16 protein-coding genes and 1 other RNA gene are annotated in these 17,782 nt (G+C 55.0%); 10 read left to right on the forward strand and 7 right to left on the reverse strand.

Annotation, left to right across the window (positions count from 1 at the left end):
• Positions 1-32: 32 nt before the first annotated feature.
• The 5 genes from rnpB to garP all read right to left on the reverse strand — a co-directional run bounded on the left by rnpB (position 33) and on the right by garP (position 4,707).
• An RNA gene (gene rnpB / locus ABLV12_RS08245) (RNase P RNA component class A) lies at positions 33-411 on the reverse strand.
• 32 nt (positions 412-443) lie between these two features.
• On the reverse strand, positions 444-1,589 hold the full coding sequence (garK, locus tag ABLV12_RS08250) for a glycerate 2-kinase (protein ID WP_004115745.1): 1,146 nt from the start codon (positions 1,587-1,589) through the stop codon (positions 444-446).
• A 65-nt stretch (positions 1,590-1,654) separates the two neighbouring features.
• Positions 1,655-2,545 carry a 2-hydroxy-3-oxopropionate reductase gene (gene garR, locus ABLV12_RS08255; protein WP_004105999.1) on the reverse strand — a complete coding sequence of 297 codons (891 nt, stop codon included), beginning with the start codon at positions 2,543-2,545 and terminating at the stop codon, positions 1,655-1,657.
• Positions 2,546-2,573: 28 nt separating this feature from the next.
• The gene (garL, locus tag ABLV12_RS08260; protein WP_064397186.1) at positions 2,574-3,344 is read right to left on the reverse strand and encodes a 2-dehydro-3-deoxyglucarate aldolase; all 771 of its coding nucleotides are present in this window, start codon (positions 3,342-3,344) and stop codon (positions 2,574-2,576) included.
• Positions 3,345-3,372: 28 nt separating this feature from the next.
• On the reverse strand, positions 3,373-4,707 hold the full coding sequence (gene garP / locus ABLV12_RS08265) for a galactarate/glucarate/glycerate transporter GarP (protein ID WP_004106004.1): 1,335 nt from the start codon (positions 4,705-4,707) through the stop codon (positions 3,373-3,375).
• 518 nt (positions 4,708-5,225) lie between these two features.
• On the opposite strand from garP, the gene garD reads away from it, so the two are divergent.
• The gene (gene garD, locus ABLV12_RS08270) at positions 5,226-6,797 is read left to right on the forward strand and encodes a galactarate dehydratase (RefSeq protein WP_004106006.1); all 1,572 of its coding nucleotides are present in this window, start codon (positions 5,226-5,228) and stop codon (positions 6,795-6,797) included.
• A gap of 50 nt (positions 6,798-6,847) precedes the next feature.
• Here the strand turns inward: garD and ABLV12_RS08275 are convergent, their stop codons facing one another.
• Entirely contained in the window at positions 6,848-7,795 is a 948-nt protein-coding gene (locus ABLV12_RS08275; protein ID WP_004106007.1) for a sugar kinase, read from the reverse strand.
• 10 nt (positions 7,796-7,805) lie between these two features.
• Entirely contained in the window at positions 7,806-8,600 is a 795-nt protein-coding gene (locus ABLV12_RS08280; RefSeq protein WP_163466569.1) for a DeoR/GlpR family DNA-binding transcription regulator, read from the reverse strand.
• A gap of 352 nt (positions 8,601-8,952) precedes the next feature.
• Here ABLV12_RS08280 and ABLV12_RS08285 point away from each other — a divergent pair, with 352 nt between their 5' ends.
• From ABLV12_RS08285 to gatD, 9 genes are all read left to right on the forward strand, one after another.
• Entirely contained in the window at positions 8,953-9,807 is an 855-nt protein-coding gene (locus ABLV12_RS08285) for a tagatose bisphosphate family class II aldolase (RefSeq protein WP_004106011.1), read from the forward strand.
• A 24-nt stretch (positions 9,808-9,831) separates the two neighbouring features.
• A complete protein-coding gene (gene pfkB, locus ABLV12_RS08290; protein ID WP_004115752.1) occupies positions 9,832-10,746 on the forward strand; it encodes a 1-phosphofructokinase in 915 nt (304 codons plus the stop codon).
• 10 nt (positions 10,747-10,756) lie between these two features.
• Positions 10,757-12,169, forward strand: coding sequence for a PTS fructose transporter subunit IIBC (locus ABLV12_RS08295; RefSeq protein ID WP_004115754.1), 1,413 nt, complete (start codon positions 10,757-10,759; stop codon positions 12,167-12,169).
• A 10-nt stretch (positions 12,170-12,179) separates the two neighbouring features.
• A complete protein-coding gene (locus tag ABLV12_RS08300; protein ID WP_004115756.1) occupies positions 12,180-12,995 on the forward strand; it encodes an HPr family phosphocarrier protein in 816 nt (271 codons plus the stop codon).
• A 176-nt stretch (positions 12,996-13,171) separates the two neighbouring features.
• The gene (gene gatZ, locus ABLV12_RS08305) at positions 13,172-14,443 is read left to right on the forward strand and encodes a tagatose-bisphosphate aldolase subunit GatZ (protein ID WP_064397188.1); all 1,272 of its coding nucleotides are present in this window, start codon (positions 13,172-13,174) and stop codon (positions 14,441-14,443) included.
• Between the two features lie 15 nt (positions 14,444-14,458).
• Positions 14,459-14,926 (forward strand): PTS galactitol transporter subunit IIA, encoded by a 468-nt coding sequence (gene gatA / locus ABLV12_RS08310; protein WP_163466567.1) that lies wholly within the window; start codon positions 14,459-14,461, stop codon positions 14,924-14,926.
• A 26-nt stretch (positions 14,927-14,952) separates the two neighbouring features.
• Complete coding sequence (gatB, locus tag ABLV12_RS08315; protein WP_004106023.1) at positions 14,953-15,237, forward strand: PTS galactitol transporter subunit IIB; 285 nt, start codon at positions 14,953-14,955, stop codon at positions 15,235-15,237.
• A 5-nt stretch (positions 15,238-15,242) separates the two neighbouring features.
• The gene (locus ABLV12_RS08320; protein ID WP_004115761.1) at positions 15,243-16,616 is read left to right on the forward strand and encodes a galactitol-specific PTS transporter subunit IIC; all 1,374 of its coding nucleotides are present in this window, start codon (positions 15,243-15,245) and stop codon (positions 16,614-16,616) included.
• Between the two features lie 46 nt (positions 16,617-16,662).
• Positions 16,663-17,706, forward strand: coding sequence for a galactitol-1-phosphate 5-dehydrogenase (gene gatD, locus ABLV12_RS08325; protein WP_004115763.1), 1,044 nt, complete (start codon positions 16,663-16,665; stop codon positions 17,704-17,706).
• The last annotated feature ends 76 nt before the right edge of the window (positions 17,707-17,782 follow it).

The raw sequence follows: 17,782 nt of genomic DNA on the forward strand, positions 1-17,782 counted from the left end.
CCCCGCCATTGCTGGCAGGGGTTTTGCTGAAAAGTTGAAGCTGACCGTTAAGCCGGGTTCTGTCGTGGACAGTCATTCATCTAGGCCAGCAATCGCTCACTGGCTCAAGCAGCCTACCCGGGTTCAGTACGGGCCGTACCTTATGAACCCCTATTTGGCCTTGCTCCGGGTGGAGTTTACCGTGCCGCGAACTGTTACCAGACGCGCGGTGCGCTCTTACCGCACCCTTTCACCCTTACCTGATCCCACTTGCGTGGGCCATCGGCGGTTTGCTCTCTGTTGCACTGGTCGTGGGCTTGCGCCCCCCAGGCGTTACCTGGCACCCTGCCCTATGGAGCCCGGACTTTCCTCCCCTCCGCCCGTCTCCCCCGAAGAGGACGACGACGAAGCGGCGACTGTCTGGTCAGCTTCGGCGCGAAGTATAGAGGGTTTACCGACGGTTGTCATCCTTCCGTCGCCATCCCAACCTGCAATGTCGCCGCAATATTACGCGACGCATGATAAATATTGTCCGCCGCGCCGCGAAACGCCTCTTCGAGCGTCGTTACGCTGGTCAGCACGCTAAACACCGCATCAATCCCATACTGGTGAACCACACCGACGTCCCGGGTCAGACTGCCAGCGATGCCAATCACCGGCTTATGATACTTTTTCGCCACGCTTGCCACGCCAACCGGCACTTTACCGTTAATACTCTGGCTATCCAGCCGACCTTCGCCGGTCACCACCAGCGAACAATCAAGGATATGCTCTTCCAGGTTCAGCGCCTGGGTCACGATTTCAATCCCGCTGCGTAATTCAGCCTTCAGAAACGCCATCAGCGCTGCCCCCATACCGCCCGCCGCGCCCGCACCGGCAACCTGCTTCACATCGACATGCAGATCGGCCTTAATAATATCGGCATAGTGCGCCAGATTGCTGTCCAGCTCGCGGATCATCGCTTCGGTAGCCCCTTTCTGCGGGCCAAAAATTCTTGACGCGCCGCTATCGCCGATCAGCGGATTGGTGACATCGCAGGCGACCCGAATAGCGCAATCATGCAGTCGGGCATCAAGACCGGAGATATCTATCGAATTGAGGCTACACAGACTACCGCCGCCGTTGCCAATCTCCGCGCCGTTGGCATCGCAAAGCCGCGCGCCCAGCGCCTGCACCATTCCTGCGCCGCCATCGTTGGTGGCGCTGCCGCCAATGCCAATGATGATATTTTTCGCCCCGTGATCCAGCGCCTGCAGAATCAGCTCGCCGGTACCGCGCGATGTCGTCAATAGCGGGTTACGCTGCGCGGGCGGCACGAGCCCCAGCCCGCTGGCCGCAGCCATTTCGATAAACGCGGTTTTGCCGTCACCGGAAAGCCCCCAGCAGGCCTCAACCGGGAGACCCAGCGGCCCCGTCACGCAGGCGCTCATCTCGGTTCCCTGCGTCGCGGCAATCATCGCCTCAACGGTACCTTCTCCGCCATCGGCGAGAGGAACCTTCACGTAGAGCGCATCGGGGAAAATTTCCCGAAAACCTTTTTCTATAGCCTGAGCAACCTCGGTGGCCGAGAGGCTTTCTTTATAAGAGTCTGGGGCGATTACGATTTTCATAGTTATGTAGCCTGACAGTGCCGCGCAAGGCAAGAATTACAGGGCGCGCATCCGCGCCCTTCTTGTTAGCGAGTGACTTCCACTTTCGCCAGTTTTTCGTAGTAGCATGCAAGTGCGCTATGGTCGGCGGTACCCAGGCCATCAGCGCGCAGCGCCTGCATCATCTCCATTACTGCGGCGGTCAGCGGCAGCTGGGCGCCCACGCCGTGAGAAGTATCCAGCGCATTCGCCAGATCTTTAATATGCAGATCGATACGGAAGCCCGGCTTAAAGTTACGATCCATCACCATCGGCGCTTTGGCATCCAGCACGGTGCTCCCGGCCAGCCCGCCGCGGATGGCCTGATAAACCAGATCCGGGTTCACGCCCGCTTTAGTCGCCAGCGTCAGCGCTTCGGACATCGCCGCAATGTTCAGCGCCACAATCACCTGGTTGGCCAGCTTGGTGACGTTGCCCGCGCCGATCTCGCCGGTGTGTACCACGGATCCCGCCATCGCTTTCAGCAGATCGTAATATTTATCGAAAATCGCTTTATCACCGCCCACCATCACCGACAGCGTACCGTCGATAGCCTTCGGTTCGCCGCCGCTGACCGGGGCATCCAGCATATCGACGCCCTTCGCTTTCAGCGCTTCGCTGATTTCGCGGCTCGCCAGCGGCGCGATGGAGCTCATATCAATCAAAACGGTGCCCGGCTTCGCGCCTTCAATGATCCCGCCTTCGCCCAGCGCGACCTCTTTCACGTGCGGGGAGTTCGGCAGCATAGTGATGATCACATCGCACTGCTCGGCAATCGCTTTCGCTGATGCGGCGGTTTCTGCGCCTGCGGCAATCACTTCGGCAATCGCTTCCGGATTACGGTCAGCAACCACCAACGAGTAACCCGCCTTGAGGAGGTTTTTACTCATTGGTTTACCCATGATACCGAGGCCAATAAAACCAACTTTCATTGTCATGTCTTTATCTCTCTAGTTTCGGTGGTGGTTATTTCTTAAAGGAGTCAGCCAGCTTCTGCGTGGCAGAACGGAAAACGCCCAGGTCGCTGCCGACGGCGACAAAGGTCGCGCCCCATTCCAGATAGCGGCGCGCGTCGGCTTCAACCGGCGCCAGAATACCGCTCGGCTTACCGTGCTTCTTCGCGCTGGTAAAAATATGCTGGATTGCTTTTTGAACTTCCGGATGGGAAGCATTGCCCAGATGACCCAGCGCAGCGGCCAGATCGCTTGGGCCGACAAAAATACCGTCCACGCCAGGCGTGGCGGCTATCGCATCAACGTTATCCACGCCCTGCTGGCTCTCGATTTGCACGAGAATGGTGATATTTTTGTTCGACTGCGCGAAGTAATCCGGCACGGTGCCAAACATATTGGCGCGGTGCGAGACGGATACGCCGCGAATGCCTTCAGGCGGATAGCGGGTTGAGGCAACGGCGTTAATCGCCTGCTCTTCCGTTTCCACAAACGGGATCAGGAAGTTATAAAAACCGATATCCAGCAGGCGCTTAATGATCACCGGTTCGTTGGTCGGTACGCGAACGACCGGCGCGCTGGCGCTCCCTTTCAGCGCCATCAGCTGGGGGATAAAGGTAGAGATATCGTTCGGCGCATGTTCGCCGTCCAGTACCAGCCAGTCGAAACCGGCCAGGCCTAAAACTTCGGTGCTAATTGGGCTCGCCAGCGCGGACCAGCAACCAATCTGAACCTGATGCGCCGCCAGGGCCGCCTTAAATTTATTCGGGAAGATATCGTTATTCATCACTTATACCTTGTCACTTAACCGTTAATTATTTCTGCAGTTCCATACGTTTGATGTCGCCGACCACAAACAGATAGCAAACCATCGCCATCAGGGCGGAACATCCAACAAAGACCAGCGCTGCGTTGAATGAGTGCAGTTCGCTCACCAGGTAACCGATAACCAGCGGGGTTACGATGGAAGCAACGTTACCAAATACGTTAAATACGCCGCCGCACAGGCCAACAATCTCTTTCGGCGCGGTATCGGAAATCACCGGCCAGCCCAGCGCGCCAAACCCTTTACCGAAGAATGCCAGCGCCATCAGGGTGACCACCAGCGCGGTATTATTGGTGTAGTTACACAGAATGATGGTGGAAGCGAGCAGCATTCCGAGGACGATCGGCAGCTTACGCGCCACGGTGATGGAAAAACCGCGTTTAATCAGATAGTCAGAGAACACGCCGCCCAGCACGCCGCCGGCAAAACCGCACAGCGCCGGAATCGATGCGACCAGACCCACTTTCAGAATCGACATACCCTTTTCCTGTACCAGATAAATCGGAAACCAGGTGAGGAAGAACCAGGTAATGGTATTGATAAAATATTGACCGAAGAATACGCCCAGCATCATGCGGTTGGTCAACAGCTGCTTGATATAGTGAAGCTTCGGACCGCTGGCCGCCGCGCTGCCGGGCTTTTTATGGTCCATATCAACGACTGCGCCATTCTCGGAGATAAACTTCAGCTCCTCTTGCGTCATGCGCGGATGGTCAGTGGGATTATGGATCAGTTTTATCCACAGGCCGGTCAGCACAAAGCCAATCACGCCCATGACGGTGAAGACATGCTCCCAACCCCAGGCAAAGGTCAGCCAGCCCAGCAGCGGCGAGAACAGCGCCAGGGAGAAATACTGCGCGGAGTTAAAGATCGCCGATGCGGTGCCGCGCTCTTTCGTCGGAAACCACGCCGCGACGATACGGGCGTTTGCCGGGAAAGATGGCGCTTCAGAGAAGCCCAGCATAAAGCGCATAAAAAACATTGAGATGCCCGCCCACGCCAGCGGAAACATATCCACAAAGCCTTGCAGGAAGGTGAACAGCGACCAGAAGAACAGGCTGTAAGAGTAGACCTTTTTCGATCCAAATTTATCGAGCAGCCAGCCGCCGGGGATTTGCATTAGCAGGTAGGCCCAGCCAAAAGCGGAGAAAATATAGCCCATTGAGACCGCACTCAGCTGCAGCTCTTTCGCCACCTCGGTACCGGCGATCGAAAGCGTCGCGCGGTCGGCATAGTTAACGGCAGTGACAATAAAAATAATTAACAGAATTAAATAGCGGGTTGGCACACTTTTTTTCTGTTCTATTGTTGCATCCAGACTCATCTCATATTCCTCAGGTACAACACACCTTCCATTATTTATTTTGGTGTGATTCTTAATTATTCAGAAATCAATATCAGGAGGTATCGATTTACTCATCCGGCGCATTGCAAGCATGACTCAGTATAATCAGCTTGCGACCGTTAAACACTGTGCATACAACCTGTAAATGGCGTTTAATTATCTCTAATGTTGTGCAAATGCAATAATCAATGGGCGCTGATCCACAGTTCCAGCGATTTCCCCCATGTGCGGGTTCTCTTGCGTAGCAATGGGTGATTTAGATCACATTTTCAAATTCAAACACCTGACATTCTTTATTTCACAAATCTGCACATCAGAAATTGAATATACCCTAAATATTTCGAGTTGCATGAAGGCGGCAACGCAGGGAATCCCCAGGAGCTTACTAAAGTAAGTGACTGGGGTGAGCGAGGAAAGCCAACGCACATGCAGCTTGAAATATGACGGGTATAAACGTTTTATTTTATTATTCGCACCTTGCTGGAGAATACTGGACAATGGCTGACATTGAAATTAGACAAGAATCGCCAACGGCGTTTTATATAAAAGTGCACGAAACGGATAACGTGGCGATTATTGTTAACGATCGAGGTTTAAAAGCCGGAACGCGTTTCCCTGACGGGCTCACGCTGGTTGAGCATATCCCGCAAGGCCACAAGGTCGCGCTGGTCGATATTCCTGTACACGGTGAAATCATCCGCTATGGCGAGGTGATTGGCTACGCGGTACGCGATATTCCGCAGGGCAGCTGGATTGACGAATCGCTGGTGGAACTGCCGAAGGCGCCGCCTCTGCACACCTTACCTCTGGCGACCAAAGTTCCGGCGCCGCTGCCGCCGCTGGAAGGCTATACCTTCGAAGGCTATCGCAACGCCGACGGCAGCGTTGGCACCAAAAATCTGCTCGGTATTAGCACCAGCGTGCACTGCGTGGCGGGAGTCGTCGATTACGTAGTGAAAATTATCGAACGCGATCTGCTGCCGAAGTATCCCAACGTCGATGGCGTCGTGGGTCTGAACCATCTTTATGGCTGCGGCGTGGCGATTAACGCTCCGGCGGCGGTCGTTCCCATCCGCACCATTCATAACCTGGCCCTCAATCCAAACTTCGGCGGCGAAGTGATGGTGATTGGCCTTGGCTGCGAGAAACTGCAGCCGGAGCGCCTGCTGGAAGGCACCGACGATGTAAAAAGCATTCCCGTAGATAGCGCCAGCATCGTCAGCCTGCAGGATGAGAAGCACGTCGGTTTTAAATCTATGGTGGATGACATTCTGCAGGTCGCCGAGCGCCATCTGGAGAAGCTGAACCAGCGCCAGCGCGAAACCTGCCCGGCCTCCGAACTGGTGGTCGGTATGCAGTGCGGCGGCAGCGATGCGTTTTCTGGCGTGACCGCCAACCCGGCGGTGGGCTATGCCTCCGATCTGCTGGTGCGCTGCGGGGCGACCGTCATGTTCTCCGAAGTCACCGAAGTACGCGATGCGATTCATCTGCTGACGCCGCGCGCCATCAACGAAGAAGTCGGCAGACGCCTGCTGGAGGAGATGGCCTGGTACGATAACTATCTCGATATGGGTAAAACCGACCGCAGCGCCAACCCCTCCCCGGGCAATAAAAAAGGCGGTCTGGCCAACGTTGTAGAAAAGGCGCTGGGTTCTATCGCTAAATCCGGAAAGAGCGCGATTGCCGAAGTGCTCTCTCCGGGGCAGCGCCCGACCAAACGCGGTTTGATTTACGCCGCGACGCCGGCGAGCGACTTCGTCTGCGGTACTCAGCAGGTGGCCTCCGGGATCACGGTGCAGGTCTTTACTACCGGTCGCGGTACGCCGTATGGCCTGGTCGCCGTACCGGTGATTAAAATGGCGACGCGTACCGAGCTGGCAAACCGCTGGTATGACCTAATGGATATCAATGCGGGAACCATCGCCACCGGCGAAGAAACCATCGAAGAGGTAGGGCTGAAGCTGTTTGAATTTATTCTTGATGTCGCCAGCGGCCGCAAGAAGACTTTCTCAGATCAGTGGGGCCTGCACAATCAGCTGGCGGTGTTTAACCCGGCGCCGGTGACCTGATCGACTCAGCAACTTATCCCGCTCGTGATGCTTCGGGCGGGATATCTCTGCTATTGATGCGCGTTGAGAAACCCCTCTATCTGCGCTTTGGTGGAAGTCCCTTCCATCGGCCCACGCCGGGTAATCGCCAGAGACCCGCTGGCGTTGGCCCATCTCAGCGCCTCCTGCGGCGATGCGCCGGACAGGAAAAGGCTGACAAAGGTGGCGCCAAAGCAGTCGCCGGCCCCCGTCGGATCGACAACCGGGACATGAAAACCGGCAGCATGATGCGTTTCTCTGGCGCTGTAATAGCTCGCTCCGCGCGGGCCGCGTTTAATAACCACGTGCTTAACGCCGCGTTTTAAAAGCTTATCCACCAGCACCTGCTCATTGCGCCCAGGGTTGAGGCCAAAGTAATCCAGTTCGCCATCGCTGGGCAAAAAGATATCTGTGTAATCAAGGATATATTCAAAAGCCTGCGACATTTCAGGGATGTTGAGCATCTCTTTGCGGATATTCGGATCGAACGAAACCGTGCCGTTGCGCGCTTTAATATTTTCAATCGCTTTACGCATCGCGTCGATCATGCGAAACGAAAACAGCGAAGAGCCCATAATGTGAAAATGATTGCACTGGTTAAGCAGACGGTCGTCAATATGGTCAGCGGTTAGCAAACCACAGGCGCTATTCGGCATATTAAAAATAAAATCGCGCTGCGCCTGGCTACGGTAGCTCACGAAAGCGCTGCCGGTGGTCGCCTTTTGCAGTATGGCGATCCCATTAACGTTTACGCCGTCGCTTTCCAGCCGCGCGATATTCATTTCACCAAACGCATCGTTGCCGACACAGCTGAAAAGCACCGAGCCCAGCCCCAGCTTTGCCACCTGATCGGCGAAAATTGCCGGGGCGCCGCTGGGATATGGCCCCCAAAATTCACCCGGGCGAGAAAATCCCTGGTTCTCTTCTTTTGCCAGAAACTCCACCAGTAGTTCGCCGATGGTGCAAATGGTCACATTCATCATCGCTCCTTTACTTTGCCTTCTGCAAAGCAGGGTTGAGCCATGTCAGGCACTCGTTGTTGGTATAGCTGTTAGTCATGCCAGCGGCGAGAAGGCGGGCGTGATACTCCGCGGCGACCACCTGCGGCGTCACGATGCCGCTAATTTGCTGCAAGTCGCCAATCGCGTAGCGTTTATCGCCATACACCGGACGATGCGCAACGACCGCAATCACCCTCTCACTTTGCGCCACCGCTTCGCTCAGCAGGCGAGCGCTGGCTTCCTGTCTGACGCTCAAGGTGCCATCTTCAGCAATGTGGTCGACAGCGATCAGCGCTCGTGAGGGGCGATATTGACCCAGCGCGTTCAGCGCCAGATCACCTTCGACTATTTTGCCGCTGCTCCCGAGTACGCCGCCGAGCAGCACGGTTTCCCCATTCAGAAACTCCTGCGCCAGCGGCACATGCGCCAGGTCGTTTAACAGCAGACAAAGCTCGTCATAGCCAGCAAGGAACGGGATCACTTTGCGTAAGATCGACCCCTGCCCCAGAAAGAGCGTTTCGCTATCTTCGATCTGCGCGGCGATCTGGCGAGCCATTTCGGTCTCCAGGGCTTTATCCGTTACTACCGGAGCCTCCTGAGCCAGGGCTATCGGGGTCACGGCCTGGGAAGTGTAAATTGCGCCGCCAAACGAGCGCTTAAGGTAGCCCTGCTGTTCAAGGTAGTTCAGGTCATTACGGATCGTTACCCCAGATACAGCCAGCATTTCAGCCAGATCGTCGACTTTGATCTCTCCGTTTTTGCGCACGATCTCCGCGATGTCCAGGCGCCTTTTCAGCAGACTTGTAGACGGTTTTGCCACAGTGTTGTGCCTTCTTATTTTCTCCCAGAATAACTTTCATTTTTAAATTTCCCCGCTGGATTGTCAAACGCCAGGCCTTCTTTAAGCATTCAATAACGAATTAAAATTATTTAATTCAGTAGGTTATGTTTAATCATGCTTTTCAAGATACTTTTAAAAAAGAAAACAAACAAGAGCATATAACTTTCATTTTTAAAATAACATCACAGTAGTGTGCGATTGATCACAACAACAAAGCGCAGCGATCGCTACATTACTTTCAAAACGAAGGCATAAGCAACAAACAAATTTACAAAATGAAAGTTAAGGAGCAAGAATGTACATTATCTCGAGTAAAAACATGCTGTTGAAAGCTCAGCGGCTTGGATACGCTGTTCCGGCCTTTAATATCCACAACCTGGAAACGATGCAGGTGGTGGTAGAGACGGCGGCCGAGCTGCGTTCTCCGCTGATCCTTGCCGGCACCCCTGGAACTTATAGCTATGCAGGAACCGGTAACGTGGTGGCGATCGCTCGCGATCTGGCTAAGATCTGGGATCTCCCTTTAGCGGTCCACCTCGATCACCATGAAGATCTGGCCGATATCACACGTAAAGTACAGGCCGGTATCCGCTCGGTCATGATCGACGGTTCACACGCACCTTTTGAAGAAAACGTCGCGTTAGTCAAGAGCGTGGTTGAACTGAGCCACCGTTATGATGCCAGCGTCGAAGCCGAGCTTGGTCGCCTGGGCGGTGTGGAAGATGATCTCGTGGTCGATGCAAAAGATGCGCTGTATACCAACCCGGAACAGGCGCGTGAATTTGTCGCCCGCACCGGTATCGACTCGCTGGCGGTCGCTATCGGTACTGCCCACGGCATGTACGCTGCAGAACCCAAGCTCGATTTTGACCGCCTCGCCGCCATTCGCGATCGCGTTGAGGTTCCTCTGGTTCTTCATGGCGCATCGGGTCTGGCCGATAGCGATATCCGCCGGGCAATCTCGTTGGGCGTGTGCAAGGTCAACGTCGCCACCGAGCTGAAAATCGCCTTCTCCGATGCCCTGAAGCACTATTTCGAGGAAAATCCAGACGCTAACGATCCGCGTCATTATATGAAACCGGCCAAAGCGGCGATGAAGGATATCGTACGCAAAGTCATTCACGTTTGCGGCTGTGAAGGACAACTGTAATTTTCGGATCGAAGGAGCAATGTCGTGATCCATACCCTGACACTCAATACTGCAATCGATATGAATATCTTTTGCGATCCGCTGAAGCCGTCGGCAGTGAACCGAACCCGGCACACGGAATATTGCCCGAATGGCAAAGGAGTGAACGTTTCGCTGATATTAAATCACTATCAGCAGCCCACTCACATTATGGGCATTTTCGGTGGTTTCACTGGCCGTTATATTGTGGAAGAGTTACGTCAGAAAAACATTAAAGTGACGCCGGCATGGGTCTCTGAGCCAACCCGAATTAATATTTTTATTAATGACGGAGCTGAGGAATATAAGCTCGTTAATCCCGGAGCAAAAATTGATGATGAGTGCAAACAACAGGTTATTCATCATCTGCAATGCGTCACTTCCGGGGATTATTTAGCGATCAGCGGCAGCCTGCCGCCGGGAATTGAAAGCCGATTTTATGCTGAAATCATTGAATTATGCCAGCAGAAAGGCTGTGAAGTTATTCTCGATATCAGCCATCCGGTACTGCGCCAGCTGCTGGAATTGCGGCCATTGTTGATTAAACCCAACGATGACGAGCTGCGGGAAATCTTCGGTCTTGACGTCAGTAGCCGCCAGCAGGTGCGTGAGGCCATGCGCACGCTGCATCAACTGGGCGCTCGCAACGTGCTGCTGACGATGGGAGCCGAGGGTCTCTACTTTTCCAACGGCGAAGGCGTGTGGTTTTGCTCCGCACCGAAAATTGAACTGGTCAGCTCCGCCTGCGCTGGTGACGCCGCACTGGGTGCTTTTCTCAGTAAATGGCTTAACAAAGAAGATGTCACTCACGCTCTGGCGTTAGCCAGCGCGACCGGCGCCGATGTCGCCGCTTCCGCCGGGTTAGGCAAATTACAACGCACAGAAGAATTATTACAACAAATTCAGGTCGTCCAATTATAAAGGTCCGATTATGAAAAAAATCATTGCAGTTACCGGCTGCCCTACGGGTATTGCACATACTTTTATGGCTGAAGAGGCCTTAAAAACCGCAGCAAAGAAATTAAATGTCGATATTAAAGTGGAAACCAACGGCGCTTCCGGCGTTGAAAACGCGATTACCCCCGCGGACTTAAAAGATATTTATGGCGTGATTATCGCCGCCGATAAAGACGTGAACGCCGAGCGGTTTAATGGCCTGCCGGTCATTGAGGTTCCGGTTAAAGAAGCCATTCACCATCCGGCCGATTTAATTAATAAAGTGATCGGCGGTCAGGCGGCGCGTCGCCAGGGAATTTCTGCTTCCGCCGAGTCAACGGAGAAATACGAGCAAGAGTCTTTCGGCCGTCAGGTTTATAAGCACCTGATGAGCGGCGTGTCCAACATGCTGCCGTTTGTCGTAGCGGGAGGGATTTTGATTGCCATCTCCTTCCTGTGGGGCATCTACTCCGCCGATCCAAACTCGCCGCAATATAACGCGATCGCCGCAACGCTAATGAAAGTGGGCCAACAAGCCTTCTCAATCATGGTACCGATTTTCACCGCCTATATCGCCTGGTCTATTTCCGGGCGTCCCGGTATGGTCGCGGGCTTCGTCGGTGGCTTACTGGCCAATGCGACCGGCGCAGGCTTTCTCGGCGGAATTATCGCCGGTTTTGCCGCCGGTTATTTTATGCTGCTGATCCGCAATATGCTCAACGGCCTGCCGCGACAGTATGAAGGGCTCAAATCGATATTCATTATGCCGCTCATCGGCGTGCTGGTGATTGGCGTAATGATGGTCCTCCTCGGTCAACCCGTCGCCGCCATCAATAACGCGATGATGAACTGGCTAAGTTCATTACAGGAAGCAAACCCGATTCTGTTAGGTATTGTGGTCGGCGCGATGTGCTCCTTCGACTTCGGCGGCCCGGTGAATAAAGCCGCCTACGTCACCGGTACGCTGCTGCTTGGCCAGGGCAACTACTTCTTTATGGCCGGGGTTTCCGCCGCCTGCATCACACCGCCGCTGGTTATCGCTCTGGCAACGACCTTCTTCCCGAAAGGGTTCAGCGAAGAAGAGCGCGCCGCCGGGATGGTCAACTATATTCTCGGCTGCACCCATATTACTGAAGGCGCTATTCCGTTCGCCGCGAAAGATCCTTTACGCGTTATCCCCATGATGATGATCGCCTCTTCCATCTCTGCGGTTCTTAGCTACAGCCTGCATATTCAGGTTCCCGCTCCGCACGGCGGCTTCCTGATCCTGCCGCTGGTGAGCAAACCACTGATGTGGGTGCTGTGCATTCTCGCCGGTTCCGCCTGCGGCGCGGTCATGCTGGGATGCTGGAGGCTGTGGCAAAAGCGGGCCCTGGAAGCAACATCGCTGGCCGGCGCTATTAAATAAGGAGCTATGTATGCAACTGACTTGCGCAGATATCCATTTCGATCGCGCGATCAAAACGAAAGATGAAGCGCTGCAACGCGTCGTTGGCAAATTAACCGAAGCCGGGCATACCACGCCCGCTTATCTGAGCGGCATGCGCGACCGTGAAGGACAAATCAGCACTTACCTCGGCAACGGTATCGCGATCCCTCACGGCACGCCACAGAGCCGCGATGCGGTACTGAAAACCGGTGTCAAAGTACTGGCCTGCCCGCAGGGTGTGGATTGGGGAGAAGAACAAACGGCATATCTGATTGTGGGCATCGCCGCCCAGGATAACGAACACCTTGATATTCTCCGCCAGCTTACCCACGCCCTGAGCGATGAGCGCGTGCCGGCAGCGCTTTCGCGTGCTGAGAGCCCACAGGCGGTGCTGGAGATACTGGCCGGCAATATCTTCCCGGCCGGAGGAGAAGAGACGGAACCGCCCCCGATGTTCGACGAAGAGGCGACCTTTACCCTGCGCAATCCCCACGGACTGCACGCGAGACCAAGCGCGGTACTGGTGAAAGCGGTGAAGCAGTGGCAGTCGCAAATCCGGGTGGAAAATCTCGACACGCGTTCCGCCATTGTTGACGCCAAAAATCTGATGCGGGTTGTCTCTCTCGGTGCAAAACAGGGCCATCGGCTGCACTTTATGGCCAGCGGAGAGGATGCTCATCAGGCGCTGGAGGCTATTGGCGCGGCCTTTAATGCCGGATTAGGCGAAATCGCCGCTCAGCCGCAGCGTGCCGTTCCGCCCGTAGAAAAACCTAAACGGAGCTGGCTGTCTCGATTATTTAGTTAAATTTCAAACAATTAAAAACGCTCTGCCGTCATCGCCAGAGCGTTTTTTTATCTCTAACTTTCGCAACATTACGTTTTACCTTTCTTTTTTTCGAGATTGATCACAAATCAAAACAAAGGAGTTTGCGAGCAAAACAAAACATAACGAATATATTCGAAAGAAAACGGAGGTTTGAAATGAAAGATATTATTTCCCGCCACAAAGCTGGCGAACACATCGGCATCTGCTCAGTTTGTTCCGCACACCCGTTGGTCATCGAAGCCGCGCTACGTTTCGATCTGCATACCAACAATAAGGTCCTCATCGAGGCCACCTCTAACCAGGTTAACCAGTTTGGCGGCTACACCGGAATGCAGCCTGCGGACTTCCGTGATTTCGTAAATAAAATCGCCCGCGAAGTCGGTTTCCCGTCAGAACGCATCATCCTCGGCGGCGACCATCTCGGCCCCAACTGCTGGCAGGGCGAACCCGCCGCTGAAGCGATGGAAAAATCAGTCGATCTGATTAAAGCCTACGTCGCCGCAGGATTCAGCAAAATCCATCTCGATGCTTCAATGTCCTGTGCAGACGATCCGGTGCCGCTGAACCCGGCCGTCGTCGCCGAACGCGCCGCTCGCCTGTGCCAGGCTGCGGAAGAGACCGCAACCGACGAGCAGAAACGCCATCTGACCTACGTCATCGGCACCGAAGTTCCGGTTCCCGGCGGCGAAGCCAGCACCATCGGCAGCGTCCACGTGACCCGCGCCCAGGATGCGGCGGCAACGCTGGAAACCCATGAAGCCGCCTTTCGTAATCTGGGGCTGAACGCCGCGCTGGATCGCGTCATCGCTATCGTGGTGCAGCCCGGCGTTGAGTTCGACCATACGCAAATTATTCATTACCAACCGGAGGCAGCCAAAGCACTCTCCGCGTGGATCGAAAGCACGCCCATGGTCTACGAAGCGCACTCGACTGACTACCAGTCCCGTCAGGCCTACCGGGCGCTGGTACGCGACCATTACGCCATCCTGAAAGTGGGTCCGGCGCTAACCTTCGCGCTGCGTGAAGCCATCTTTGCTCTCGCGCAAATGGAGAATGAACTGGTCGCTCCGGAGTCTCGCAGCCGCGTAATGGAAGTGATTGATGAAGTGATGCTTAACGAACCGGGCTACTGGCAGAAGTACTATCGTCCGACCTGGAGCCAGGCAATGGTGGATATTCACTTCAGCCTGTCCGATCGCATTCGCTACTACTGGCCGCATCCGCGTATTCGCCAGAGCGTGAAAAAGTTAATGGCAAACCTGACCGAAACTAAGCTGCCTTTGGGCCTTATCAGCCAGTATATGCCCGTGCAGTTTGAACGACTGTCGTTAAACGAACTCGCCGCCGTACCGCACGACCTCATCCTCGACAAAATTCAGGATGTGCTGCGTGCCTACCGTTACGGCTGTTCATCTGAAATCGCCTGAAGTTAAAGAGGATTTATGAGTCAATTGTTTGTTCGTACCGGCATTCATTTTCGTTCCAGCCAGCATGCGCTGGAACACATTGGCGAAGAGATGCTGGCGCGCGGCGTCGTGCACGATAGCTATCCGCTGGCGCTGCTCGAACGAGAAGCGACTTTCCCAACCGGTATTGCGCTGGAGCAGCATGCGGTCGCGATTCCCCACTGCGAGGCGGTACATGCGAAGTCTCCGGCTATCTACCTGATTCGCCCGGACAATCCGGTCCCTTTTCAGCGTGCTGACGACGACGGCGAAATCGACGTTTCGTTAATCATCGCGCTGATTGTAGAAAATCCGACTGCACAGCTACAGCTGCTGCGCCGGTTATTTAGTGAGCTACAGAACCCGACCACGCTAGAAGCATTGCTCGCTGCCTCGCAGGAGCAGCTGCCCGAGCTGTTTCGGCGCTCTATCCTTGAGTCAGAGCCGAACGCTCAGGCTTTATAAATCACTGATAATAAAAGGGGTACCCTATGAAACGCAAAGTAATCGTCGCCTGTGGCGGCGCTGTCGCCACCTCGACCATGGCCGCAGAAGAGATCAAAGATCTGTGCGCGGACCACAGCATCGAGCTGGACCTGGTGCAGTGCCGGGTGAATGAAATCGAAACCTATATGGACGGCGCACACCTCATTTGCACCACCGCCCGGGTTGACAGAACCTTTGGCGACATTCCGGTGGTTCATGGTATGCCTTTCATCTCCGGCGTAGGCATTGAAGAGCTGCAGCAAAAAATCCTGAACATCCTGACGGAGTAACGCCCATGTTTAGCGAAATCATGCGTTATATCCTCGATCTTGGTCCGACGGTGATGCTGCCTATCGTGATCATTATCTTCTCCAAAATACTGGGGATGAAACTCGGGGATTGTTTTAAATCTGGCCTGCATATCGGCATTGGCTTTGTCGGTATCGGCCTGGTTATCGGCCTGATGCTCGACTCTATCGGCCCGGCGGCAAAAGCGATGGCTGAGCATTTCCAGATTAACCTGCACGTGATTGATATTGGCTGGCCGGGGTCGTCACCGATGACCTGGGCGTCGCAAATCGCGCTGGTGGCGATTCCTATCGCCATCGCAGTCAACATTTTCATGCTGGTCACCCGGATGACTCGCGTCGTGAACGTCGATATCTGGAACATCTGGCATATGACCTTTACCGGCGCCATACTGCATATCGCGACCGGTTCTTACTGGATTGGTATTCTTGGCGTAGTGGTGCATGCAGCTTTCGTTTACAAGCTCGGCGACTGGTTTGCGAAGGATACTCGCGACTTTTTCGGCCTTGATGGCATCGCCATACCGCACGGTAGCTCGGCTTATTTAGGGCCGATAGCGGTGCTGGTCGATACGATTATCGAAAAAATCCCCGGCCTGAACCGCATTCACTTCAGCGCTGACGACATTCAGAAACGCTTCGGTCCGTTTGGCGAACCGGTCACCGTCGGTTTTGTGATGGGTCTGGTCATCGGCGCGCTGGCGGGCTACGACCTGAAGGGAATTCTCCAGCTGGCGGTCAAAACCGCGGCCGTCATGCTGCTGATGCCGCGCGTTATCAAACCTATCATGGATGGCCTGAACCCGATTGCCAAACAGGCGCGTAAACGTCTGCAGGCGAAGTTTGGCGGCCAGGATTTCCTGATTGGTCTCGATCCGGCGCTACTGCTTGGGCATACCTCGGTCGTATCGGCCAGCCTGATCTTTATTCCGCTCACTATTCTGATCGCGGTTGTGGTGCCGGGCAACCAGGTCCTGCCGTTCGGCGATCTCGCGACCATTGGATTCTTCGTCGCCATGGCGGTGGCGGTACACCAGGGGAACCTGTTCCGCACGCTGATTTCCGGGATCATCCTGATGGGGATCACGCTATGGATTGCGACGCAGACCATCGGCCTGCATACCCAGCTGGCGGCTAACGCCGGGGCTCTGAAGACAGGCGGTCTTGTGGCCTCTATGGACCAGGGCGGTTCACCGGTTACCTGGCTGCTCATTCAGCTCTTCACCTGGCAAAACGTGGTGGGTTTTGTGGTTATCGGCGTCATCTATGTCGCCGGCGTGCTGTTGACGTGGCGTCGGGCGCGCAGCTTCGCCGCCGCAGAGAAAGCCACCGCCGCGCAGCAAAGCCCGAGCGTTTCTTAATCTCAAGGGGGAGCATTCGCTCCCCCGGACATTTCTGGAGAATATTATGCAATCAGTGGTTATCCATGCTGAGGGGACAGTGCGCGTTGAAGAACGCCCGATACCGGCCCTACAAACGGAAAACGATGTCCTGGTCAAAGTCGTCAGCTCTGGATTGTGCGGTTCTGATATTCCGCGCATCTTCGCCAAAGGCGCCCACTACTATCCCATCACCCTGGGTCACGAGTTCAGCGGTTATGTTGAATCTTACGGCTCAGCGGTGACCGACCTGCAACCGGGCGACGCGGTAGCCTGCGTGCCTCTGCTCCCCTGCTTTAGTTGTCCCCAATGTCAGCGCGAATATTACTCTCTCTGCAAGCAGTATCAGTTTGTCGGTTCGCGCAGCGAAGGCGGAAATGCGCAGTACGTGGTGGTTAAACGCGCCAACCTGTTCCGTCTGCCGGATCAGATGCCGATTGATGACGGCGCGTTTATTGAACCGATTACCGTCGGTCTGCACGCCTTTCATCTGGCGCAGGGCTGCGAAGGGAAAAACGTGATTATTATTGGCGCAGGCACGATTGGCCTGCTGGCGCTGCAGTGCGCCCGCGAACTGGGCGCCAAAAGTATTACGGCTATTGATATCAACCCGCAGAAGCTGGAGCTGGCAAAAACGCTCGGCGCAACGCACGTCTTTAACAGTAAGGAGATGAGCGGCAAACAGATTCAAACGGCGCTGGAAGAGATTCAGTTCGACCAGCTGGTGCTGGAAACCGCCGGCACGCCGCAAACCGTGGCGCTGGGCATTGAGGTCGCCGGACCGCGTGCGCAGCTGGCGCTGGTGGGCACGTTGCACCATGATTTGACGCTGCCTTCCGCCACCTTTGGCCAGATTCTCCGTAAAGAGCTGACTATCGTTGGTAGCTGGATGAATTACTCCGGTCCGTGGCCGGGAGAAGAGTGGCAAACGGCGGCTCGGCTGCTGACGGAAAAACGCATTCAGCTTGCCCCGCTTATCGCCCACATCGGCGATGCCGAAAGCTTTGCCCGCGAAGTCCAGGCGCTCAACGGCGCGCCGATGCAGGGGAAAATCCTGCTTAAACTCTCCTGACCGCCTGAGCCAGCAATCTGCGCTGGCTCACATAACCTTTCGAAAATTATCGTTCAACTTTCATTACCCTTCGATT

The sequence above is a fragment of the Klebsiella sp. CN_Kp100 genome (assembly GCF_040065315.1).
GTDB classification, from domain to species: domain Bacteria; phylum Pseudomonadota; class Gammaproteobacteria; order Enterobacterales; family Enterobacteriaceae; genus Klebsiella; species Klebsiella oxytoca.